Below are 24,108 nucleotides of genomic sequence, written 5' to 3'. Positions count from 1 at the left end.
GATATAATATGGAAAAATTTGCATCAACTTTAGATGAAAAACTAGCTACTCCAATGGCTAGGTTAGCTGAACAAAGACATTTAAGAGCTGTAAGAGACGGTATTATAGCAACACTTCCTATGATAATAGTATCATCTATGTTTTTGGTAATAGCTTTTTTGCCAAATCAAATGCCAGAAAATTGGGCGATTGCTCAATGGATAAAGGCTCATGCCAATGATATATTGTTACCTCATAGAATGAGTATGTTTATAATGACCTTATATGCAGTATTTGGAATAGGTTATTCTTTAAGTAGATCCTATGAGATGGATGGTTTATCTGGAGGCATTATATCTGAGCTTGCATACCTACTTACTATTATTCCGAAAGCATTGCCAGAAGTAAGCAAATCAATTAATAATTTAGCAAATAGTAATGGAGAATTAAAAGAATATATATCACAGATTCCAGAAGGATGGGTTATACCAATGGGTAACTTAGGTTCTGCTGGAATGTTTGTGGGTATTTTATCATCAATAGCTGCAGTAGAAATATTAAGAATATGTAAGCAACGTGGTTGGACAATAAAAATGCCGCCACAAGTTCCAGAATCAGTTGCAAGGTCATTTGAGTCGCTTATTCCGACTGCAATTGTAATATTGTTATTTGCAACTATATCTATGTGGCTAAAGATAGATTTGCATTCTATTATTGGGGGAATTATAGCACCTTTAATTAGCGCTTCTGATACCTTGCCATCAGTATTAATTATTATTTTTCTAGATTCTTTCTTTTGGGTATTTGGTATTCACGGTTCATCGATAATTGGAACTGTTGCCAGACCACTTTGGTTAATGCTACTTGAACAAAACAGCCAAGCTTTTGCGGCTGGCGCACCTATACCAAATACAGCTGCTGAACCTTTCTATCAATGGTTTGTATTACTTGGTGGTTCAGGAGCTACAATAGGATTAGCTTTATTACTACTATTTAGATCAAAATCAACATATGGAAAAACTTTGGGAAAGGCTGTTATTTTACCAGCAATATTTAATATTAATGAACCTATTATTTTTGGTGCTCCTATTGTTTTAAATCCAACACTAATGATACCTTTTATAGGAGTGCCCTTAATTCTTGGGATTATAGCTTGGGTAGTTACTAACCTTGGATTGGTAGGTAGAGTAGTAACACTTGCGCCTTGGACATTGCCAGGACCTATTGGAGCGTTTTTTGCAACGGGAGATGTAAGATCTATTATTTTAAGTTTTGTCTTAATAGCAATTGCTGTAATACTATATTATCCATTCTTTAAGATATATGATAATCAACTTTTGGAACAAGAAAATAATACAATTGAATAAAACGAGGTGATTATATGAAAAAAGGACTAAAAGTAGTTACTATAGGAGGCGGGAGCTCATACACTCCTGAATTAGTAGAAGGTTTTATAAATAGATATGACAGCTTTCCAATAAAAGAGTTATGGCTTGTGGATATAGAAGAAGGTAAGGAGAAATTAGATATTGTTGGAAATCTTGCTAAGAGAATGATAGAAAAATCTAAGAGGCCTATCGATGTTCATTTATCATTGGATAAAGACGAGGCATTAAAAGATGCAGATTTTGTAACAACTCAAATAAGGGTGGGCCAGCTTGATGCAAGGGTTAAGGATGAAAGAATTCCTTTAGAATTAGGAATTATTGGTCAAGAAACAAATGGTGCTGGAGGTATGTTTAAAGCTCTTAGGACTGTTCCAGTTATATTAGATATAATCAAAAGAATGGAAAAACTATGTCCAGATGCTTGGTTAATAAATTTTTCTAATCCGGCTGGTATGATTACGGAAGCTAGCATTAATATAGGTGGTTGGGAAAAAAGTATAGGCTTATGTAATGTTCCTGTTGATATGAAGATGGGAATAGCAAAATTACTTGACTCACCATACGAAGATATTGATCTTAGAATATTTGGACTTAATCATCACTTTTTTGTTACAGATGTAATAAAAAATGGAGAATCTAGATTGTGGGATGTAATAAATAATTACGAAAACTCGAAAGAAGAGAATCTTTTGACAATGCAAAATATTATGGGAGAAAAATTTAGTATAGAACTATTGAGAGGGCTAGAAGCTATACCTTGTTCGTATTTTGCATATTATTTCAATAAAAAAGACAGGCTTGCCCATCAATTAGAAGATTTTAAATCCCATTCAGTTCGTGCAGAAAAGGTAAAGATTATTGAAAAAGATCTTTTTGAAAAATATAAAGACCCAAACTTAAAAGAAAAACCAAAAGAATTAGAGCAAAGGGGTGGTGCATATTATAGTATAGCAGCATGCTCCCTTATAAATTCTATATACAATGATTTCAGAGATACGCAATATGTAGATGTTCTAAATAAAGATACTTTTAAAAATTTCGGATACAATAATGTAATTGAAACTGCATGTTCTGTAACTAAAGATGGACCAAAACCAATTAAAATTGGAGAAGCCTCTTATAAGCATTTAGGTACAGTTAATAACATTAAAACTTTTGAAAAAATGACGGTTGAGGCGGCAGTAACTGGTAATAGAGATTTAGCAATTGCAGCACTAACAATGAATCCATTAATACCAAGTGAAAATATTGCCATAGAAGTTTTTGATAGATTATTAGAAGCTCATAAAGAATACCTCCCTCAATTCTCCAAATATTTTAAATAAGTATGAAAATAATTGTAGTAGATGGTGGAGGGACCTCAACTGATTTTGTTTCATATGATATTAGTGATGGGGAAGTTATAGAAAAAGTCACTTATCCCACTTGTCACATAATGCAAGTTGGAAGTAAAAAGATGGGATCTATTTTAAAAGCTGGTTTATCTGACCTAGGATTTTCTAAAGATGATTATATTGTTTTTGGATTAGCTGGTTACGGCAATAATAAGTATATGATTCAAGAAATAGATGAAGTGATTAAAAGTAATTTTCACTCCTATAATTATCATATAACTAGTGATGTCCATTTAGCCTATTATTCTGAATTCCAAATGGAAACTGGTATATTGGTTATTTTAGGCACTGGCAGTATTGCCTATAAATATGTAAATGGATCATACCACAGAGCTGGTGGTTGGGGATACGGGTTGGGCGATGAGGCTAGTGGTTATTACCTAGGGAAATTGCTCTTAACAGCCTTTACCAAACAAGCTGATGGACGTCACAAGAAGACTGACTTATATTATGATGTAAAAGAAAAGTTAGATTTAGATGATGACTATGATATTATAAAGAAAAATATAACTATGACAAGAGAGGACATTGCTGATTTATCTCATCTTGTATTCGATTTATTCGAAAAAGCTGATATTGAAGCTATAAAAATTATTGATAATATGATTGATGAGATAGTAGAATTAATAAATGCCCTATACGATTCCAGTGTTAATGACGTTATACTTTTTGGTGGACTTACTAAGTCAAATATAGACCTGGGTGCAATGGTAGAAAATAATCTGGCCAACAAAGTAAGTGTTAGAAAAGCATCAAATAATCCTACTTATGGAGGATACCTAATTGCAAAAGAATTAGTATAGAATAATAAATGACCTCGTGAATTCTTAATAATACGAGGTCATTTTATTTGGAGAATAAACTCAATTCGTATAGTACTTAGCCTGAGACTTATATAATCTTGAGTAGATATTGTCGTATTTCATCAAGTTTTTATGGCTATCAAAAGCTAGAACTTTACCTTCATCAATAACTAATATTTTGTCGATAAATCTTGATGAGCTCATCCTGTGGGAGATGAAGATGGCAGTTTTGCCTCTAGTCATTTGGTTGAAGTTTTCGTAGATTTTGGCTTCTGCCAATGGGTCTAGGCTCGCTGTAGGCTCGTCTAGGATTATTAGCTCTGGGTTTTGGTATAGGCATCTTCCTATGGCAAGTTTTTGCTTTTGGCCAAGGGAGAAGTCTGTTGCATCTTCGAAGATATCCTTGTTTAGGTAAGTATCAATGCCCTTATCTAAACTATCGACCTTTTCTTTTAATTCGAGCTCATTTAAGATTTGATCGATTTTTTCTTTGTTGTAATCTTTTGTACCAATGATATTTTCTTTTATGGTAAAGGGCATGATGGCAAAGTCTTGGAGAACAGCTGAGATTTTTTTGTATAAGGATTCTTTTTGATATTTATTAATATTGATTCCATTATATAAAATCTCGCCACTATCTATTTCGAAAAATCTAAATATAAGTTTTACTATGGTAGTTTTGCCGGCATTATTGATTCCCACAATAGAAATTTTATCGCCCTTATTGATCTTAAAAGAGATATCATCAAGTATTTGTCTGTCGCTTCCTGGATAGGCAAAGGATACATTTTTAAATTCTAGGCTTTCAAAATCATCTGCTATTTTTTGATTTGCTTCTTTTTCTATATCTAGATTTATAAAGTCATACATGGGTTCTAAATTTTTAAGATTAATTAGAAAATCTGCTGTTTCAGCAAACATCTTTTGGAATGATGACATAAAGTTTTCATTAGCTCCTATGATTAGTGAAAATTCACCAAATGATATTTGAGGGCCATAAGCTTCTGATAGGGTTCTCATAGCCACATAAGAGTAAGAAACTAGTCTTATAATTGATTCTAGAAAAATCTTTACCGCATTGGAATTGGCCTCATAAGAAAATTTGTCACTAAATCTTGCCATCATATTATTTAAGTATAGGCCAGTCTTATTATCAATCAAATCCCCCATATCATAAACTCTGATCTCTTTTTGAAAACTAGGGCCTGCCATTAGGGAAAAATAATAAGAGAATCTCCTGTTGAAATCAACTATGGATTGATCAAATTCTTGGGTATATCTTGACAGTTTATTATCTATCAATATTATCAGAGTAGATATTATAAGAGAAAATCCCACCAGATATGGGGAGAAGTTTATTATAATAATAGCAGTACCAATCATTGTGGATAGGCCTTGGATAATATCTTTAAGGCAAAATAGGAGTGAGTGGAGGCTACCAAAACTTATAGCAGATCCTGCCTTTTCTTTTAAATCTAATACATGAGGATCTTCTATATTATAGTAGGCAAGGTCCATTGATTTTTTTGAAATCTCAAAAGATATGAATTCATTTATCGCTCGTCTTCTGACAAATTCTCTCCTATTAGCTATCCTTGATAGGCTAGTTAGGGCAAACTTTACTATAATTAGTATTATTATTTGATTAATAAAATAAGCTTTTGGTCTAGGGTTTGTAAGTTGGCTTATAAAAATCATAGGTACATATACATTTACCATGGTATCTAGGGCTGGGAGGATAGATTTAGCAAGGAGGGCAAGTAGATAAAGGGGGTCATTTTTTCCTATTAGCTTTACCAGCATACCAAGGGCTTTATATTTATTTTTCATTTACTTCCTCCTCATAATATTTTTTTTGACTTTCATACATTTCTTTATAAAGGCCACTTTGATCCAGTAACTCATCATGGCTTCCAAATTCTTTTATATTCCCACTATCAAGAAGCAAGATCTTATCACAAAATCTTGTTGAAGCTAGCCTGTGGGAGATAAAGATTAGGGTTTTGTCTGATGAAATATTTTCTATTTGCTTATATATTTCTTCTTCTGCCAGAGCATCTAGGGAGGCAGTAGGCTCATCCATGATTAGGGCCTTAGCATCTTTTTTATATAAAGCACGGGCAATAGCAAGTTTTTGATTCTCCCCACCAGAGAAAAGTGTCCCATTATCGTGGATGTTTTTTGTCATAGGGGTATCGATGCCTTTTTCAAGTTGGTCTATTTTATAGGATAGGCCAGCAGCTTCTAGTGATTCTATTACTCTTTTTCTATCGATTTCCCCTGTGTTTGCTGCTACATTTTCAGCAAGACTAACAGCTAAAGGTTCTACATTTTGAAGGACTGTTGCAAAGGCGGCAAAACGGCTTTTTATATTGATTTCTTCACTATTAATACCATTTATGTAAATTGTCCCATTTGTAGGTTTGTAAAGACCTAAAATGAGAGAAACAATGGTTGATTTGCCAGCACCATTTACCCCGACTATAGCTATCTTTTCGCCAGGATTTATCTTAAATGAAAGTTTGTCCAAAACTTTTGTATCAGATAGGGGATACGAAAATGAAACGTCTTCAAATTCTATAGAAATAGGTCCAGATATCTTCTTATCTCCCCTAGCTGATCTAAGGTCAGTGCGTATCATATCAAAACCATCTGATACATATCTGAGATTTGATTTTGTTTGAGATATGTTCATGACAAGTGATGAGATAATACTTACATAAACTGTGATTGATGTAATAGCAAGTGTTAGATTTTGTAAACTGATAGCCTGGTTATTCACCTTGTTAAGTAAAAAGTAATATGAAATTGCCTCTATACCTACTATAAGTAATGCCAGCACAGGAGATAAATAAATCTCTGGTTTAATAAATTTATTAGAAATTTTATAAACATTATCAACTAGAGGTCTAAATCCTCTTATAAAGTTTTCCATAAAAGCAAATATTCTTATATCCTTGGCATAAGAAAAGTTACTGGCTTCCTGGTAGTATCTTTCTGTCTTTCTAGTAACTTTTTGAAGGTCCGTCATCTGCTTGTGTCTATAGGCATCTGTAAAGTTTCTTATGATCAGTTGGATTATTATAGATCCTATAGCAAAGACAAAGATTAGAGGAGAGAGCTTTGCCATGATGATACTAATAAGGATAAAGGAAACTAGGTTTGATAATAAAGGATACATATCATGGTAGATACCCTCAAGACCCTCTACGTTATTGGAAAAGGGAGAAAAGCCCTTGGTAAATTCTGCCATAAAGTTGGCATTTTCACCAAGACCATAGTCCATTTCCATTATTCTTCCAGCAGATTTTTTAAAAAAATCTAACCTAGTCCCCATATATTTGGCATAGGTCTTGTACTCTATTTGATTGGAGATTATCGAACAAATAAAAATTATTAGTCCGTATAGACCAATAGTTACTAGTAGGTTCTTTAGGCTGGTATTATTATAAATTAGCCCTACTAGATAATACATAATAAAAGCTTGTAGTACTGGGATTATTCCATTTACTATAGGATAAATAATTAGACTTGCTTTAATTTTCCAGTTATCTTTAAATGGTCTATAGGCATACTTTAAAATTTCTATATTCGAAAGTTTCTTATCTCTTAGATGGGATTTTATATTTTCTTCATTTGTTAAGTACCTTGTTAAATCTTTTTTATTAGTCATCTCCATCATTACTCTCCTTGATATCTTTGCTAAATTTTTCTAAATTATCTATCAAATACTCAAAACCATTTTTTCTTAGATAATAATAGTATTTTCGACCTTCTTTTCGAATTCCTACAAAGCCACAAACTAGAAGTTTATTGAGGTGGTAGGATAGGGTAGCTGGGGTGATGTAAAGCTTATCGGCAAGTTCTTTGGCGTAGTAGTCGCTTTCCTTTAAGAAGTCTAGGATTTGTACCCTGGTTGGATCAGATATCACTGTAAGGTATTGATTAATATTTGTTAGAGTCTTAGTAGTTTCTATGTTTTCATCTTTATCAATCAATAGGCCTAATTTTACAGCCTTGGTATAATCATTAAAATCAATAAATCTAAACATCTGAGTGTATGGGGCAAGAAGCAAAGTATACACGGTTATTTCTTGCTTTTCTTTTTTAATTATCTCTGTTAAGCCTACTTGTTTGGCAAGTTCAAATGCAATTTTATATTGAGTTTTTTCTAATTTATCCAAACTATCGTTTACAAGATCATCTATTATGTGGATCTTTTGTTTAATTATTTTGGTAAGTTTTTCTACTAGAGGCATCAATCTATGGTACATATCACAAGTATTTTGATAAGCTCTAAGCAGCGTCATAGTTTCTTGGTCTGTAAAAGGAGAATTTGATATATATTCCATTAGTTTTGAAGGGTCCATATAGTTTTTAAGATCATCGTATGTAGTAATCCCTAATTCCCCAAGGTTTAAATAATCAAGTCCTATATATTGGTAAAAAAATGTATCATATAGTTCTTTGAATAAGTCATAGGTCAAAGTCTCATTATTTTTCCTATCTAGATTTTGAAATATAGATAACATAAAAGGAAAATAATTTTCATCTCCTTCTTCGTAAATATAAAAGAGATCAAGTATATCTTTATTTTTCTCATCAAAGAATTCTTCTATAAGAAAGAATGCTTCACTTCTTACCTCTCTTAAAAAGCTCATATAAGAAGGATGGGCTGATAACATTTCTTCCATTCTGCAAATATATTTAGTGGAATTAGCATAGTTGATATAGGAATCTTTCCAGTCGATTTTATTTGGGTTAGGCTGTGCTATGTAGTCTGTATATGAGAAAATCAATAGTCCTGCTTCATTTTCAAAGTCTATAGTTTTATTTGTCTTAAAAATTGGTTTGGCCATAATGCATCCTTTCTTAGATATATATCTAACTATAAATAGTTTAATTAGATTTGTACTTGTTAATACTATTATAAATAGAAATATATCTAATTTCAATAGACAATAGTTTGATATTAATCTAATATAAAGCCTTGCATAAACATCATAATTAAAAAACTATATTTTGCTGGGTAGATATTGACTTTTGAAGTATGATATATCTATATAATTTCGAGAAGATTAAGAAAGGATAGGAAATGACAGAAAAAAAACCATATTATATAACAACTCCAATATACTATCCTAATAGTAACTTACATATTGGAAATACTTATACTTCAATAATTGCTGATGTATTAAAAAGATATAAAAATTTAAATGGATACGATGCTTACCTTGTAACAGGAACTGATGAACATGGGCAAAAAATCATGCGCTCTGCTATTGATCATGGAACTAGCCCTCAAAAGTTTGTTGATATTATAGCTGAAGAAACTAAAGTTTTGTGGGAAAAACTTGAAATAGAATACGATACTTTTATTCGTTCTACTGAAGACCAACACGAAGAAGATGTAAAAAATATCTTTACCAAACTTTATGACCAAGGCGATATATACAAGGGTGAGTATAAAGGATATTATTGCACACCTTGTGAAACTTTCTGGACTGAGGCCCAACTAGAGGATGGCAAGTGCCCAGACTGTGGTCGCGATGTGGAATACCAAGAAGAAGAATCTTATTTCTTCAGACTATCCAAATACGAAGATAGATTAAAAGAATTATTTAAAGAACATCCAGAATTCTTAGAACCTGCTTTCCGCCAAAAGGAAATGCTCAATAACTTCATAGATAAGGGCCTATCTGACCTATCTGTGACCCGTAATTCTTTTGATTGGGGTGTTGATGTTCCTTTTGACAATGAGCACGTAGTTTATGTTTGGATAGATGCTCTATCTTGCTATTTATCTGCAATAGGCTATGGGGATAACCCAGAGAAATTTAAAAAATATTGGCCGGCAAGTGTTCACCTTATAGGAAAAGATATAGTTCGTTTCCATACAATAATTTGGCCAGCACTATTGATGGCCCTAGATCTTCCACTTCCAGAGAAAGTTTTTGCCCATGGATGGATATTATTTGACAATGACAAGATGAGTAAGTCCAAGGGAAACATCATGTATCCAGAACCACTAGTAGAACTTTATGGTGTGGACGCCCTCAAATACTTTGTCCTACGTGAGTTTAACTTTGGATCAGATGGTAACTTCTCAAGTAGGAAATTTATGGAAAGATACAATTCCGACCTGGTAAATGACCTAGGCAACCTCCTATCAAGAACTACATCAATGATTGATAAATATAACGGTGGACTTGTTGCTAAGGGAAGTGTATCAGACCATTTTGACGATGAATTAAAAGACTTGGCTGCAAAGACTTATGAATCTTACAACAAACAAATGGATTCCTTTGAATTTAACGAGGCCCTACAAAGCGTGTGGACATTTATCAGACGTGCTAATAAGTATGTAGATGAAACAGAACCATGGATACTAGGTCGTGACGAGGCCAACAAAGAAAGACTAAATACAGTCTTATATAACTTAGCCGAATCACTTAGAATAGTTGCCCAACTTATTGAGCCTGTGATGAAAAATACAACAAAAGAAATTTTGGAAAAACTTGGCACAGATAACAAGGGCTTTGAATCTGCGAGTGAATTTGGACTACTTGAAGAAGGAAGCAAGGTAACAAAGGGCAAAAACTTATTTGATAGACTTGATATAGACGAAGAATTAGTAAAACTTCACGATCGCAACAACGATTTGATCGAAGAAAGACTAGGAAAAAGCAAAGATTCTGACAAAGAAGAAGACAAACTTTCAGAAATTGACTACGAAGACTTTGCCAAAGTTGACCTTGTTGTAGGCAAAATACTAAAATGTGAAGACCATCCAGATGCCGACAAACTTTTAGTATTTACAGTAGATATCGGTGAAGAAAATCCACGAACCATCATTTCTGGTATCAAAAAATGGTATGGAGTAGATGATTTAGTTGGCAAGAATGTAATTGTAGTCAAAAACCTAGCTCCTAGGAAGATGCGTGGTATAGAAAGCCAAGGTATGCTTCTTGCAGCAGACTTTGAAGATGACTTAACAATGCTAACAACCCTAAAAGATATGAAGCCAGGAAGTAAGGTTTCTTAATGAGATTAATTGATTGTCACTGTCACTTGACAGATGAGGCTTTTGACTCTGACAGGTTATTTATAATAAATGACCTGTCTAATTTTGCTATTAGGGGGATTATAAACCCTGCAACCAATATCGAAGATTCAAAAAAGGCCATAGACCTAGCGGAGAAATATGACAATTTCTATCCTATGGTAGGCATACATCCGGAAAATGTAGATGATATTACCGATAAAGACCTAGAAGAATTAGAAATCTTAGCAAAAAATCCCAAGGTCGTTGCAATTGGTGAGATTGGCCTTGATTATTATTGGAAAGACGATAATAAGGATAGGCAAAAAGAGATTTTCATCTACCAATTAAAACTTGCAAGAAAGCTAGACCTACCAGCTGTAATCCATGTTAGAGAAGCAAAAGATGATGTAATAGAAATTTTAAAGGATTATACAGACTTAAAAATCCAAATCCATTGCTTTTCTGATGACCTAAAGACCCTCAATACTTACATGGACATGGGTTTTTATATATCAATAGGTGGCGTTGTGACCTTTTCCAATGGGACAAATGAAAAAGTTGCCGCTAGAAATGTTCCTATAGAAAGGCTAATGCTAGAAACCGATAGTCCATACCTTACACCTGAACCATACAGGGGACTTAGAAACGATCCAAGACGCGTAGTTGAAGTAGCAAGAACTGTTGCAGACCTTCGAGATATGAAGATAGATAAGCTTGCCAAAAGATGCTACAAAAATACCGTGGAGTTTTTTAATTTATGATAAAAGAAACTATTGTAGTTGAAGGAAAAGATGATATAGCCAATGTAAAAAGAGCTATCGATTGTGAGATAATAGCAACCAACGGTCTTGCCTTTGACAAAGATTTGATAGAAAGACTAAAAGTTATAGATGAGCGTACAGGAATCATAATACTAACAGATCCTGACCATGCTGGCAAGAAAATTAGAGATAAAATTGCCCGTCATATACCAAATGCCAAGCATGCCTATATAGATAGGAAGCTTGCCATCAAAAAAAACGACCTAGGTGTTGAAAATGCAGCCCCTGAGGTAATCATTGAGGCACTAAAAAATGCCAAAGCTGAAATGACAGAAAAAAGTAATGAATTTGTCATGGCAGACTTGGTAAATAATGGCCTATCGATTGGCCCGGGTGCAGCGGCAAAACGTGAAAAACTGGGAGATATACTAGGCATAGGATATTATAATTCCAAGCAATTATTGAGCAAATTAAACTCCTTTGCCATAAGCCGTGAGGAATTTGAAAGGGCGGTGGCTAAGCTATGAAGAAATTATATTCACCAAAGGTTGTAAAAGAAATAATCGACCTATATGATTTTAATTTCAAGAAATCTTTAGGTCAAAACTTTCTTATAGATAAGAACTTTGTAGATAAAATCGTTGATGCAGCTGATATAGAAAATCAAAATGTCCTAGAAATTGGTCCTGGTATAGGAACTATAACTTATGAGATGGCAAAAGTGGCCAAAAAAGTTGTCGCAGTTGAGATTGACCAAAATCTTATACCAATCCTAGATCAAAACCTAGAAGAATTTTCTAACACCCTTGTAATAAACGAAGATATCCTAAAAGTTGACCTTAAAAATTTAGTTGAAAAAGAATTTGCTGGAGAAAGCTTCAAAGTAGTATCAAACCTACCCTACTACATCACAACTCCAATCATAGAAAAGCTAATCACATCAAATCTACCATGCACCGATATGACCATCATGGTCCAAAAAGAAGTTGGCCAGAGGATGCTTGCAGATGAAAGGGACAAGGAGTATAGTTCACTATCGGTCTTTGTAAAATTTTATTCAGAGGCAAAGTTCTTGGTAAACCTACCAAAATCAGTATTTATGCCCCAACCAAAGATTGATTCGACCATACTTAATCTAAGGCTTAGGCTCTATGATGATAAAGTTAATCAGAATTTGTTATTTAAATTAGTGAGAGCTGGTTTTAACAAGAGAAGAAAGACCATATTAAATTCACTTTCTGATGTAGCTAGCAAAGATGACCTAAGATTAGTTTTTGCCAAGCTAGATCTAAAGGAAAATCTTAGGGCAGAAAACTTATCACTAGATGATTATATAAATTTGGCCAATGAATTAGAAAATCTTGGGTATAAATAAGTTAGTAAGAATAAAATAAGGAGATAATAATGGCAGACATAAAAGTTTATACATCAAATACATGTGTTTTCTGTAAAGCAGCAAAACAATACTTCAATGAAAATAATATAGAATTTACAGAAATGAACATAGACGAAAATCCAGATGCAGTAGAATACCTTGTATCAAAAGGATACAGAGGTGTTCCAGTAATCAGCATCAATGGAGAAGATATAGTAGGATTTGACAAGCAAGCTATAGAAGAAAAATTAGCATAAAAAGAAGAGGGCAATGGCCCTCTTTTTTAGTGGGAAAATTTAAGAAGACCTAATAGTACATTGTGAGATCCTTCGGTTACTACCTTCCCTCGAGGATGACAGGTGTGCAACAGGGTATGCATAATAAAAGGCGTGCCCATTTGCCCGCTGTCATTCTGAGCGTTAGCGAAGAATCTCCTAGCAAAATACTCCTAGAGGGGATCCTTCGGTCGGTCTTAGCGACCTCCCTCGAGGATGACAATGGGGCATATGATGCTTAATTTTTTCTAATTAATAAGTGCATATCCACTCAATAAATGTCATTATAATGGAGGAACAAGCCCTATTCTCGCCTGCTGTTATTCTGAGCTTTAGCGAAGAATCTCCTAGCCTAATTCTCCTAGAGGGGATCCTTCGGTCGGTCCTAAAAGGACCTCCCTCGAGGATGACAGGTGTTGCGAGGTGCTATGTAGAAGAAAAAAAGTATGCCCACTTTCTCACCGTCATGTTTAATGACCTAACCCCATTTTTGAAAAAAATGGATGGTAGGTCAGATATCAGATTGTTTTAAAGACAAGCCTGTCCGGCTAGTGGAGGACATTTGTCAAAATCTGATTGAGCGAAAGCGAAACATCTCCCAAGATGCGGTTGGCTGGTAAGATCCTTCGGTCACTTTGTTCCCTCGAGGATGACAGGTGTTTTGATATCATTTATGTCGTATGTAATCTTAGTAATTAAAAAAAAGAATTCGCGAAGCGAACTTCTTCTGCTCATTGCTCTCCGCAGGAGCGGAGGGGGTGTAGAAGGTTTTGGGGGATCGGGGGAAAGGAAAAAGGGGTCTCCGCTACCCCTAATTCCTATCCCCCGAGGTGCAAGGGTACAGCCTTAAATAATAAAAAAATACAAGACATTTATTATTTTTAAAGTAGAAATAAGATAATTTTAATTAACGATTTTTTTATAGACCCTTCGGTCATTCCTAAAAGACCGCATTCAAGGATTATAGGTTTTGAATATCCCCTAATATTTGATATTACAATCTCACTCCTATAGCTTACTTATTTCTACATTTTGTATTTTGCCATTCAGACCACCAAAGGTGATTTTGTAGCCATCTGAGCTTTGTAGGTAAAAGTTTTTCATGGTTTTGCCTTTATTATTCGGATCTTCTATAAGTTTATCTTTAAATTCACCCTTAACATTATAAATACTATCTAAGAGAGTGTGGCCCATTATTTCAAAATCCCAGTTGTTATCCATAGCTTGGATTAGGAAAGAATTTACGTCCTTTTTGTTTTCATCTAGTCCAAGTTCTATAGAGTAGGCTTCTGTTCTTGCTATATCATCGCTGTCACCATCTGTAAACCAGGTTGGTTTTAGTTCGTTTGACTTGCCTAGTTTGCTTAGAGAGACCCTATTATCACCTAGGTCTCTGTAATCGTAGCCCTTATCTAGGAAATCATCTATGGTAAGTGGCCATTGGTAAAGCTCTCCTTCAAGGATGAAAGCGGCATCATCTCTTTTTTTGGTGGTGTAGTTAGTTTCTGGCGTAAGTTTACTATAAGGATTTTCCACTGGTTTTAAAAACACTTCAGCAGCATGGAGTACGGGAAATGTAAAGATAAAGAGTAGGTTTATAAGCAAAAACAACACTACCTTGCCCCTAAAATCCTTATTGACTCCATCGACAATAGCTAACAAAGTACCTATTAGTCCAAAGCTAGTACAAAACAAGACAGCAAGTTTTAGGGGCCTGTCATAGCCCAAAAAGTCAATATAGGAATATCTAAATACAAAACAAATACTTAGAATAATCAGTGATATCAATGGCAAAAGCCTATATATTTTTTCTAATTTAGTTTTTCTCATAATCAGCTAACCTTTCGTTAGGGATAATCTCAATTTGTTTTACTTTATCATTTTCCATGGTAAATATTACTACATATTGGCCGTTTAGATACATATAGTACTGGTCGTTTCCTAAACTTATTATTTCCTTATCGGTAAGCTTACTTTTGATAAGACTTATTTCATCTCCCATTATTATTTCATCTATGGAAAAGTCAGTGTCTCCAAGACCTTCTTTTGTAAGCTTGATATATGATAGGGATAATTCTTCTATATCAGAGCTGCTTGCAGTATTGTTTATCACTTTGCCAAAAAAACTTGTATCATCTTGGCTAAAGTAGATATCACAAGCTTCTCCTATATCAAGACTTGGCTTCTTTTCGTGAGTATCCTTCTCTGGTCCTTGTACTTGGTAGGTAAAACCGTTTTGCACAAATCTATCTACTGGACTTGGGAATGTATAGGAATATCCATCTATTTTAAAATCGCCTTCAATATTTTTTCTGTGATTTTCTTCGGCCATATCTATATTTTTTTGTAAAGAAAAATTGTTATAGATGAAATCACTTGCCTTATTACAGGATGACAGGCTAAGGAAAATAAGCATCATTAAAAATATTTTCATAAAATTATACCTCATTGGTTAATTGTATCAGATATTTTACAAGATTTAAATAAATTAAATGTTATAATAATAAATATAGGAGGATATTATGTTTGATTTTAATAACGCAAAAGAAAGAGTAGATAAGGTTACAAATAGAACTCACTTGTTCTATTCAGATTATTTTTCAGGAATATCTAATAATAACGTATACATAAAACCAGAAAACTTACAAAAAACTGGTTCCTTTAAGATAAGGGGAGCCTATAATAAGATATGCAAATTGAGCGAAGAAGAAAAAGCAAAGGGTATTATTACAGCTTCTGCTGGAAATCATGCCCAAGGGGTAGCTTTTTCTGCAAATGACCTTGGCATAGATGCGACAATCTGTATGCCAGAGCAAACTCCAATGATCAAGGTGGATGGAACACTAAAGTATGGGGCAAAGGTAGACTTATTTGGTGAAAACTTTGATGCCTGCAAAGACCACGCTCTAGAACGAGCAGAAAAAGAAGGACTTACTTTTATCCCACCATTTGATGACCTAGATGTTATAGAAGGCCAAGGAACTATTAGCCTTGAAATCTTGGAAGACTTGGAATATGTAGATTATGTAATTGTCCCAGTAGGTGGTGGTGGACTTATTTCTGGAGTTGCCAAATGCATCAAGCAAATTAGCCCACTAATCAAAGTTATTGGTGTGGAGCCAGCATCAGCCGCTTCTATGAAAGAAGCAGTCAAAAAGGGTAAGGTAGTTAAGCTAGACGGGGTTGATACAATCGCCGATGGTACAGCAGTTGCAGAAGTTGGCAAATATACTTACGAGATTTGTAAGGACTATGTAGACGACTGGATAACTGTAACAGATGAGGAAGTTTTGATGGCCTTCATCAACCTAATGGAACGCCACAAATTAGTAGCAGAACCATCTGGAGCCCTATCACTGGCAGCCCTACAGAAAGTTAATTTCTACAATAAAAACGTAGTTTCAATTATAAGTGGTGGAAATATTGATATGAGCTTTATATCTCAACTTATCAACCGTGGTCTATATGAAACAGGTAGAATTACAAGAATTAACGTTGAGCTACCAAATATACCAGGTAAACTTCAAGAACTTCTATCAGATATTGCTTATACAAAGGCAAATGTCGTTACAATTGACCAAGATAGCTTGAGAGAAGCAAGCAGATACAAAAATATCAATGTTGAGATTACCCTTGAAACAAATGGCGTAGAACACGTTAAGAAAATTCACGATCTTTTAATTAAGAAAGGATACATTATACATTGAGATTTGATGATTTAATCAAAGAAATTGAATATATCTCTTACAAAAAACAAAACGATAGTGATATTAATGATATTACCAACAACTCCCAATATATGGACGGAATTGATACATTTGCAGCGATAAAGGGCAATGTCTTAGACGGCCATAAGTATATAGAAGATGCCATAAATAAGGGGGCAAAAACTATAGTTCATAGCGAGGAAATCGACTATGTAGAAGGTATAAACTATATAAAAGTAGCTGATAGTAGAAAGGCTACTTCAGATATATCAAATATCTTAGAAGACTATCCATCAAAGAAGATGACAGTGGTGGGAGTGACAGGAACAAACGGCAAAACTACCACTTCTTCCTTAATATATTTTCTAATCAAGGAAATATATGGCAAGGCGACAAATATTGGAACTGATGGGGCCTTTGTAAATGGTGCAAGGACTGAAACCCCAAATACAACTCCAGATATATTTTTCATCAACAAAGTTTTAAATGAGAGTTTGGAACAGGGCATAGATAAGATAGTTATAGAAGCTAGCTCCCACGGCTTATACCAAAATCGCTTAAATGGCATAGAATTTGACTATGGGGTATTCACCAACCTTTCCACAGAACATCTTGACTACCATAAGACTATGGATGGATACTTTGATGCAAAGATGAAACTTTTTGAAGTTGCTAAGGTAAAAATAGCAAACTTTGATGATCCTTATGGCAGAAAGGCAAAGGAAAGATTTGCTGATGTAATTTCTTATGGTACAAAAAAAGATGCTGACTATATGGCCTATGACATCAAAAAATTTGATGGCAAAACTACATTTTTTGTAAAAGACCAAAAATTTATCATAAACACCATAGCGGATTATGAACTTTACAATTCCCTAGCAGCCATAACTGTTCTAAGTCAAATGGGAAATGACCTATCGACAATCGCTGAAAACCTAGTCAAATTTGAGGGGATTCCATCAAGATTCCAATATATAGAAAATGACTTAGGCAAAAATATTGTCATAGACTTTGCCCACACACCCGTTGCCTTTGATTCGTTGTTTAAATCTATACCACAAGATGTGAGAACCTATGCAGTTTTTGGAGTAAATGGCGATAGAAACGAAGAATTTAGAAGGCTCACAGGCAATATTTGTGCCAAAAATGACGTCTTTGTAGTGGCAACTACAGATGATAACAAATTCGATACTTTTGAAAATATCACCAATGATTTGATTAAAGGCATAGAGGAATTTGATGGAGACTATAAGAGAATCGAAAATCGTAAAGAAGCAATCAAATGGGCCATAAGTCAAGCTAATGAGGGCGATTATATTGTCATGCTTGGTAAGGGCGAGGAGAGATTCTTAAAACACCACGGCAATGAGAAAACTTATTATAATGAATATGAAACAGTTCTTGAGGCTATAAAAGAGCAATGAGAATTCTCGTAATAGGAGCTGGTGTGTCTGCCTTGTTTTTTGCATCTTTTATGGATGGTGGAGACATTACAGTTATTGAAAAAAATGAATTTGCTGGCAGAAAACTTCTGGCAACTGGAAATGGCCGCTGCAATTTTACAAATCTTAACCAAGGCAAGGAATTTTTTAAGTCAAATAATCCAGGCTTTGTGGATTATGCTATAAATACTTTTGATTCTAATAAGCTTATAGGCTACTTTAATGAAATAGGCATAGCTACTACTCACCTGCCATCAGGTAGGTGCTATCCTCTCACCATGTCAAGCAAGACTGTGAGGGATAGCCTGTTTCTTAAGGCAAAAGAAAATGCAGAATTTGTCTTTAACCAAGAAGTGATAGCAATTGATTTTGATAAAAAACAAGTAAAAACCAAGGATAAGTCATATACTTACGACAAGCTAGTAATATCTACTGGTGGCAAAACTTTGAAAAACTCGGGATCTGATGGCAAGATTTTTGATCTCATAAAAGATAGGGTTAAGGTCACTCCTATGACCTATGGTATTACAAATTTTGAGACAAAAGAAAAATTTTCAAAAAAAGCCAAGGGTACAAAGATTACTGGAAAAGCAAGTTTATTAGTCGATGGAAAGTATATTAAATCATCTGTTGACGACATTATTTTCCAAAATTATGGCCTCACAGGAACGGCAATTCTAGATATTTCCAATGAATTATCCATTAGTCTAAAAAATAATTCCAAAATCCAAATAGAAATTGACTTTTTCCCAGGGTCAACTAAGGAAGAATTTACTTTTTATCTGAGAAATATTGCAAAAAAATTCCCAGCTAGGACCATAAAAGAGATTTTAATCGGTATAATAAATGAGAAACTAATTGATGATATCTTAAAAGTGGCTAGAGTTAGCCCTGATAAAAAAGCAAATAACTTAAATGACAAGGATTTTGAAATGCTTAGCAAAACTTTGAAATCCTTGAGATTTAACATAACAGATATACACGATAGGGTAAACGCCCAGGTGACCATAGGTGGGGTAGATACAAGATACATCGACCCTAAAACTATGGCTGATGAAAAATACAAGGATGTTTTTTTCATAGGCGAATGCCTAGATGTGGCTGGAGATTGCGGTGGCTACAATATATGGTGGGCTGCTGCATCTGCTTTTGTATCATCAAAGTTTTTAAGGAGTTTGAATGTTTAAAATAAGTAGAAATTTAAATGAAATGAAATACAATGGCGAATCTATAAGGCTTGCTGTAATGGGAGCAGGCAAGATGGGAACATCTTTAATCTCCCAACTAGGAAATATGGATGCCATGGAAGTAAAACTAGTAATCGACAGAACCCCACAAAAGGCTATAGATGCCCTTGTAAGAAGTGGAGTTGCTGAAGATAAAATTATTTATACTGATGATTATAACGAAGGTTATGAAATTCTAGAAAAGGGTTATGTTTGTGTGTCTACAAACTACAGACTTTCCTATAAGCTTATGCAAATAAATGCTGTAGTTGACTGTACAGGCAATCCATCATTTGGGGCTGTTATTGCAAGAAAAACTATCCAATACCACAAGCATATGATTTCCTTTAATGTGGAATGTGAAGCAACAGTTGGACCAGTATTGCACGATATGGCCAAAAAAGCTGGAGTAGTCTACACTGGCATCCTTGGAGATGAGCCAGGAGCCATCATAGACCTTTGCGAGCAAGCCTTTGGTATGGGTCTAGATGTCTTAGTTGCAGCAAAAGGTAAAAACAACAGACTTGATGAGTATGTCACACCTGATCAAGTAAGAGATGAAGCAAGAGAAAAAAGTCTAAACCCAAAGATGCTCACTTCTTTTATAGATGGAACAAATACTATGATTGAGCTAAATAGTGTATGCAATGCCCTTGGATTTATGCCGGATACCTTCGGCTGCCATGGTATAGAGACAAGCCCTGAGAACGCTGTAGAAGACTTTAAATTAAAATCTGATGGTGGAATCCTTGATAATTACAAGGTAGTGGAATTTTCAAAAGGAATGGCGCCAGGAGTCTTTATTATAGTTACAAGTGACAAGGAAGATGTGAGAGATTTGATGAAATTCTTAGGCTTTGGAGATGGTCCAAACTATCTAATGTATAGACCATATCACCTAACAAGTCTTGAAGCACCAATCACTATCTACAAGGCAGTAGTTGAAAATGAACCTACAATTGCTCCAATCCAAGGACAAGTGGCAGATACAGTCACCGTTGCCAAAAGAGACATCAAAAAGGGTGAAACCCTAGATGGTATAGGCAGCGAAAAGGTATTTGGTAAACTAACAAGCCATACCAGATCTATGGAAGAAGACCTATTGCCAATAGGACTTATAACTCCAAAAACAGTGGCAAAAGTCGATATCCCAAAAGATAGCCTAATAGATATGACTATGGTAGAATTAGACGAAAGAGCTACTATAACAAGATTACGTCGTAGACAAAACTCAATGAAACTCTAGGAGAGGTAATGGACAAATTTGAAATTTATTCAAAAATTTTAGAAAGGAATGTAACTTACAATTTTCTAGAAAATCCAGATTCCAATATATACATTTATTTCTTTGATGGACAAAACCTATTTGACCTAGAAGAATGCTATATGGATGCGACCTTTGAATTCAAAGAAGCCCTAGACAAAGCTAAGATTAATGCAAATGTAGTAGGTATATATGCTCCATACGATTCAAATAGGACAAATGAGTACACCCCATACACTGAGGGAGACCCAGAAGCTGACTACTTTGACGATGATTTTACCTATAGACCTCTTGGAAAAGAAACCGGGGAATTTATAGTAAAAGAACTCATCCCAAATGTAGAAAAAGATAAGAAAGATATAATAAGACTAATAGGTGGAGCATCATTAGGAGGACTAATGAGCCTATATATGGGAGCAAAATACCCTAAGACTTTCAAAAAAGTACTAGCAATGAGCTCACACTTTAACATCAACCTAGTAGAATCTGGCCAAATCTTAAATGCCTATGATGGCAAAAACAAACAAAAAGTCTATATAGACGTAGGAGATAATGAATACCCAGAAGACCCAGTTCTATCCAGGTCATATGTCGATTTAAACAAGATGGCCTATGGAGTCGTGAAAGATAAGCTAGAAAGCAAATTTATCTACGCCAAAGGTGCAACGCACCACGAAAGAGACTGGGCAGAAAGAATGCCGGAGGCTTTAGCTTATTTGCTAAATTAAGTTAGCATAAATTTTATGGAAAAATTTTATATATAAAAACTAGCGCCCTATAAGGGTGCTTTTTTGAATAAATAGATTTTTATATGAACTTTTTATAGTATTAATTAGCCTAACTACTTATATTGTCCAGGCGCATTTGTCATCCTCAAGGGAGCGAAAGCGACCGAAGGATCCTTACAAAGAAATCAAAAAGAAAATATTTTACTTTACTTTTAACTAAACAATGTCTTTTATTTAATTATTTTTTAGGGCTGTACCTTCGTACCTCGGTGGATGTAAATGCTAAAATAAGAATGTACAAAAGTGGTCAAATAAAAATGTACAAATAAAAACTTAATTGGATAATACATTTAATAAAATAATCAGGAGAATATATGTATTACCAATTAGAACTAAAAGATTCAAAATATTTTGAAATAAAGAATCTAAATGACTTAAATAAATTAAAAGTTTTTGAGGAGGTGTTAAATATTAAAGTCAATTTTTCAGAAATAGCAAAAGATTTAGGTGTTGATAGAAGAACTGTAAAGAAATACTATGATGGATACAATAAACCTAATACTAAGGAGAAGGCGAGTAAGATCGATCCTTTTATCCCCTTAATTAGGGAGCTTTTATGTGATTCTAGTATACAGAAGTTTCACTACAAAACTAACTTGTATCAATACTTAGTTGATAATTATGGTTTAGATGTTGCATCATCCACATTTAGACATTTCATAAAAAATCATGAGGAGTTTAATCAATATTTCGTTAAGTCTAATAAAATTAGTTCTAGTGTCAGGTGTATGAGATATGAAACTGCCCCAGGAGAGCAAGCACAGGTAGACTGGAAAGAAGATTTTACCTTTTTAACTACAGATATAGGTTATGTTAGCTTAAATATCTTTGTCTTTATCCTAGGATACTCTAGATACTCTATCTACTATGCAAGCTTAGATAAAAGACAATCAACCATATTTTCCTTTCTAAGTAATGCTTTTGAAAAATTAGGAGGAGTGCCCAGTGTAATAGTTACAGACAATCTAAAGACTGTTATGGATAAAGCAAGAAGTGAATATTACAAAGGTGAAATTAATTCTAAGTTTTATGAATTTGCTAAAGATTATGGATTTAAGGTTCAACCTTGTATAGTTAAAAGACCACGAACAAAAGGTAAAGTTGAAAGCCAAATGAAAATATTAGATGAGTTAGATGCTTATCAAGGAAAGCTATCATACAAAGAACTGATAGATAAGGTTGGAAAGATAAATTTAAGAAAGAATATGAGTATCCACCAAGGAACATCTAAAACTCCGATATCCTTGTTAGAAAAAGATAAAGGCTCCTTAAAAGCTCTTCCATCTAAAGAGATTAGGAGCCGATATCAAAACCATCAAAGCATTGTCAAAGTTAACGAATCTTCGATGATATCATACAAATCTAACCAATATTCTCTACCAACTGAATACATCGGAAAGACCGTAACACTACAAGTAGAAGACAACTACTTGTACCTGTATGATACCACACAATTAATAGTTAAGCATAAAATTACCAATAAAAAGCTAAACTATCTTAAAGAACATTATCAAGAAATAACTAAAAAGACAATGCCCTACAAAGATGAAGTAGACATAAAAAAATTCTCAAAAGAAAACTTAAAAAAGATAGGAGCCTTGTTTGACAATTAAAGAAACCAGCAATTACCTAAGATTAAAAGAAAATTTAGAATACTTAAAATTAAAACAATTCATCTTACACATAGATGATCAAATAGCTGATAGAAATACATCTTTAGTAGAATCCTTGTTAAAATTAACGGATTATGAAGTAGATACAAAAAGAATAAACGCAGCCAATCAGATGGTAAAAACAGCAGCATTTCCTTCTTTAAAAGACATATCAACTTTTGATTTCTCCTTTCAACCTAGCATTAATGAAAGACAAATTAAAGATTTATGTCAATTAGGGTTTCTAGAAAACAATGAAAATATAGTATTTCTAGGATCGAGTGGAGTAGGCAAAACTCATTTATCAATATCAATAGGTATAGAAGCGGCAAGACAAAGATATTCAACATATTTTATCAAATGTGCAAATCTACTAGAAAATCTAAAGAAAGCTCAAGATGAAAATAGGTTAGAAGCAAGACTAAAGCATTACACCTCTTACAAGCTTTTGATAATAGATGAATTAGGCTATCTGCCTATTAGTGAAGGAGATGAACGACTACTATTTCAACTAATAGACAGAAGATATGAGAAGAAATCAACAATAGTTTCAACTAATATTAATTTTTCAGATTGGGAAAGTATATTTTATGATACAAGAATAGCTAACGCTATACTTGATAGAATTCTTCATCATTGCACTGTTATTCAGATTGTAGGTGATTCCTATAGGCTAAAGGATATTGTTAACAAGGAGTAAATTGTACATTCATATTTAGCCAAAAATGTACATTTTTATATTGACATTTACAGGTGGATAGGAATTAGGGGTAATTAGCCCGTCCGGCTGACAGAGGACAGACTCCTTTTTCCTACGGAAACTCGCTTTTTGCAAAGCTCCTTCGTGCTACCGCACTGAGTTTCCGGGTTAAAAATTAGCCGTCCGCTACATCTAGGACCCGAAATCAACGGTTGTTTAACTCCCCCGATCCCCCTATACCTTCTACTACGAAACCCCGCTTCGAACGAAGCTCTTTCGTGCTACCGCACTATGTTTTCGGGATAAATG

At 34.2% G+C, this 24,108-nt stretch carries 20 protein-coding genes; 15 read left to right on the top strand and 5 right to left on the bottom strand.

From position 1 onward, the window contains the following. The first annotated feature begins 8 nt into the window (after positions 1 to 8). Genes BQ7474_RS07150 through BQ7474_RS07140 form a run of 3 tightly spaced genes read left to right on the top strand, consistent with a single transcriptional unit; the run spans position 9 to position 3,564 of the window. Entirely contained in the window at positions 9 to 1,346 is a 1,338-nt protein-coding gene (locus tag BQ7474_RS07150; RefSeq protein WP_073998238.1) for a PTS sugar transporter subunit IIC, read from the top strand. Between the two features lie 14 nt (positions 1,347 to 1,360). Next, positions 1,361 to 2,692, top strand: coding sequence for a 6-phospho-beta-glucosidase (locus BQ7474_RS07145; RefSeq protein WP_073998237.1), 1,332 nt, complete (start codon positions 1,361 to 1,363; stop codon positions 2,690 to 2,692). Positions 2,693 to 2,694: 2 nt separating this feature from the next. Beyond that, the gene (locus BQ7474_RS07140) at positions 2,695 to 3,564 is read left to right on the top strand and encodes an N-acetylglucosamine kinase (RefSeq protein ID WP_073998236.1); all 870 of its coding nucleotides are present in this window, start codon (positions 2,695 to 2,697) and stop codon (positions 3,562 to 3,564) included. Positions 3,565 to 3,624: 60 nt separating this feature from the next. Here the strand turns inward: BQ7474_RS07140 and BQ7474_RS07135 are convergent, their stop codons facing one another. Genes BQ7474_RS07135 through BQ7474_RS07125 form a run of 3 tightly spaced genes read right to left on the bottom strand, consistent with a single transcriptional unit; the run spans position 3,625 to position 8,423 of the window. After that, a complete protein-coding gene (locus BQ7474_RS07135; protein WP_073998235.1) occupies positions 3,625 to 5,394 on the bottom strand; it encodes an ATP-binding cassette domain-containing protein in 1,770 nt (589 codons plus the stop codon). Further along, a complete protein-coding gene (locus BQ7474_RS07130; protein ID WP_073998234.1) occupies positions 5,384 to 7,243 on the bottom strand; it encodes an ABC transporter ATP-binding protein in 1,860 nt (619 codons plus the stop codon). The genes BQ7474_RS07135 and BQ7474_RS07130 overlap by 11 nt, the downstream gene beginning before the upstream one ends. Then, complete coding sequence (locus tag BQ7474_RS07125; RefSeq protein WP_073998233.1) at positions 7,230 to 8,423, bottom strand: ArsR/SmtB family transcription factor; 1,194 nt, start codon at positions 8,421 to 8,423, stop codon at positions 7,230 to 7,232. Before BQ7474_RS07125 ends, BQ7474_RS07130 begins: the two co-directional genes overlap by 14 nt. 236 nt (positions 8,424 to 8,659) lie before the next feature. Between BQ7474_RS07125 and metG the strand changes: the two genes are divergently transcribed. From metG to BQ7474_RS07100, 5 genes are read left to right on the top strand one after another with little or no spacing between them, the layout of a single operon-like run. Next, the gene (gene metG / locus BQ7474_RS07120) at positions 8,660 to 10,609 is read left to right on the top strand and encodes a methionine--tRNA ligase (RefSeq protein ID WP_073998232.1); all 1,950 of its coding nucleotides are present in this window, start codon (positions 8,660 to 8,662) and stop codon (positions 10,607 to 10,609) included. After that, complete coding sequence (locus BQ7474_RS07115; protein ID WP_073998231.1) at positions 10,609 to 11,370, top strand: TatD family hydrolase; 762 nt, start codon at positions 10,609 to 10,611, stop codon at positions 11,368 to 11,370. Before metG ends, BQ7474_RS07115 begins: the two co-directional genes overlap by 1 nt. Next, positions 11,367 to 11,897, top strand: coding sequence for a ribonuclease M5 (gene rnmV / locus BQ7474_RS07110; RefSeq protein ID WP_073998230.1), 531 nt, complete (start codon positions 11,367 to 11,369; stop codon positions 11,895 to 11,897). The genes BQ7474_RS07115 and rnmV overlap by 4 nt, the downstream gene beginning before the upstream one ends. Then, positions 11,894 to 12,745 carry a 16S rRNA (adenine(1518)-N(6)/adenine(1519)-N(6))-dimethyltransferase RsmA gene (gene rsmA, locus BQ7474_RS07105; RefSeq protein WP_073998229.1) on the top strand — a complete coding sequence of 284 codons (852 nt, stop codon included), beginning with the start codon at positions 11,894 to 11,896 and terminating at the stop codon, positions 12,743 to 12,745. The genes rnmV and rsmA overlap by 4 nt, the downstream gene beginning before the upstream one ends. A gap of 29 nt (positions 12,746 to 12,774) precedes the next feature. Then, positions 12,775 to 13,002 (top strand): glutaredoxin family protein, encoded by a 228-nt coding sequence (locus BQ7474_RS07100; protein WP_073998228.1) that lies wholly within the window; start codon positions 12,775 to 12,777, stop codon positions 13,000 to 13,002. A gap of 1,026 nt (positions 13,003 to 14,028) precedes the next feature. Here the strand turns inward: BQ7474_RS07100 and BQ7474_RS07095 are convergent. Then, positions 14,029 to 14,850 (bottom strand): hypothetical protein, encoded by an 822-nt coding sequence (locus tag BQ7474_RS07095; RefSeq protein ID WP_073998227.1) that lies wholly within the window; start codon positions 14,848 to 14,850, stop codon positions 14,029 to 14,031. Then, positions 14,837 to 15,454, bottom strand: a complete 618-nt coding sequence (locus BQ7474_RS07090; RefSeq protein ID WP_073998226.1) for a hypothetical protein — start codon at positions 15,452 to 15,454, stop codon at positions 14,837 to 14,839. Before BQ7474_RS07090 ends, BQ7474_RS07095 begins: the two co-directional genes overlap by 14 nt. A gap of 88 nt (positions 15,455 to 15,542) precedes the next feature. Between BQ7474_RS07090 and ilvA the strand changes: the two genes are divergently transcribed. From ilvA to istB, 7 genes are all read left to right on the top strand, one after another. Next, the gene (ilvA, locus tag BQ7474_RS07085) at positions 15,543 to 16,727 is read left to right on the top strand and encodes a threonine ammonia-lyase (RefSeq protein ID WP_073998225.1); all 1,185 of its coding nucleotides are present in this window, start codon (positions 15,543 to 15,545) and stop codon (positions 16,725 to 16,727) included. Continuing rightward, a complete protein-coding gene (locus tag BQ7474_RS07080; protein WP_073998224.1) occupies positions 16,724 to 18,151 on the top strand; it encodes a UDP-N-acetylmuramoyl-L-alanyl-D-glutamate--2,6-diaminopimelate ligase in 1,428 nt (475 codons plus the stop codon). Before ilvA ends, BQ7474_RS07080 begins: the two co-directional genes overlap by 4 nt. Beyond that, positions 18,148 to 19,356 (top strand): aminoacetone oxidase family FAD-binding enzyme, encoded by a 1,209-nt coding sequence (locus BQ7474_RS07075; RefSeq protein ID WP_073998223.1) that lies wholly within the window; start codon positions 18,148 to 18,150, stop codon positions 19,354 to 19,356. Before BQ7474_RS07080 ends, BQ7474_RS07075 begins: the two co-directional genes overlap by 4 nt. After that, a complete protein-coding gene (locus tag BQ7474_RS07070) occupies positions 19,349 to 20,641 on the top strand; it encodes an NAD(P)H-dependent oxidoreductase (protein WP_073998222.1) in 1,293 nt (430 codons plus the stop codon). The genes BQ7474_RS07075 and BQ7474_RS07070 overlap by 8 nt, the downstream gene beginning before the upstream one ends. Before the next feature lie 8 nt (positions 20,642 to 20,649). Beyond that, positions 20,650 to 21,387, top strand: coding sequence for an alpha/beta hydrolase (locus BQ7474_RS07065; protein WP_073998221.1), 738 nt, complete (start codon positions 20,650 to 20,652; stop codon positions 21,385 to 21,387). Positions 21,388 to 21,761: 374 nt separating this feature from the next. Then, positions 21,762 to 23,060, top strand: coding sequence for an IS21 family transposase (istA, locus tag BQ7474_RS07060; RefSeq protein WP_073998220.1), 1,299 nt, complete (start codon positions 21,762 to 21,764; stop codon positions 23,058 to 23,060). Further along, entirely contained in the window at positions 23,050 to 23,799 is a 750-nt protein-coding gene (gene istB / locus BQ7474_RS07055) for an IS21-like element helper ATPase IstB (protein ID WP_073998219.1), read from the top strand. The genes istA and istB overlap by 11 nt, the downstream gene beginning before the upstream one ends. Positions 23,800 to 24,108: the final 309 nt, after the last annotated feature.

It is taken from the genome of Anaerococcus urinomassiliensis (assembly GCF_900128425.1).
Taxonomy (GTDB): Bacteria; Bacillota; Clostridia; order Tissierellales; family Peptoniphilaceae; genus Anaerococcus; species Anaerococcus urinomassiliensis.
The sequence above is the reverse complement of the archived record's forward strand: the minus strand, read 5'-3'. Positions and strand labels throughout refer to the sequence as shown.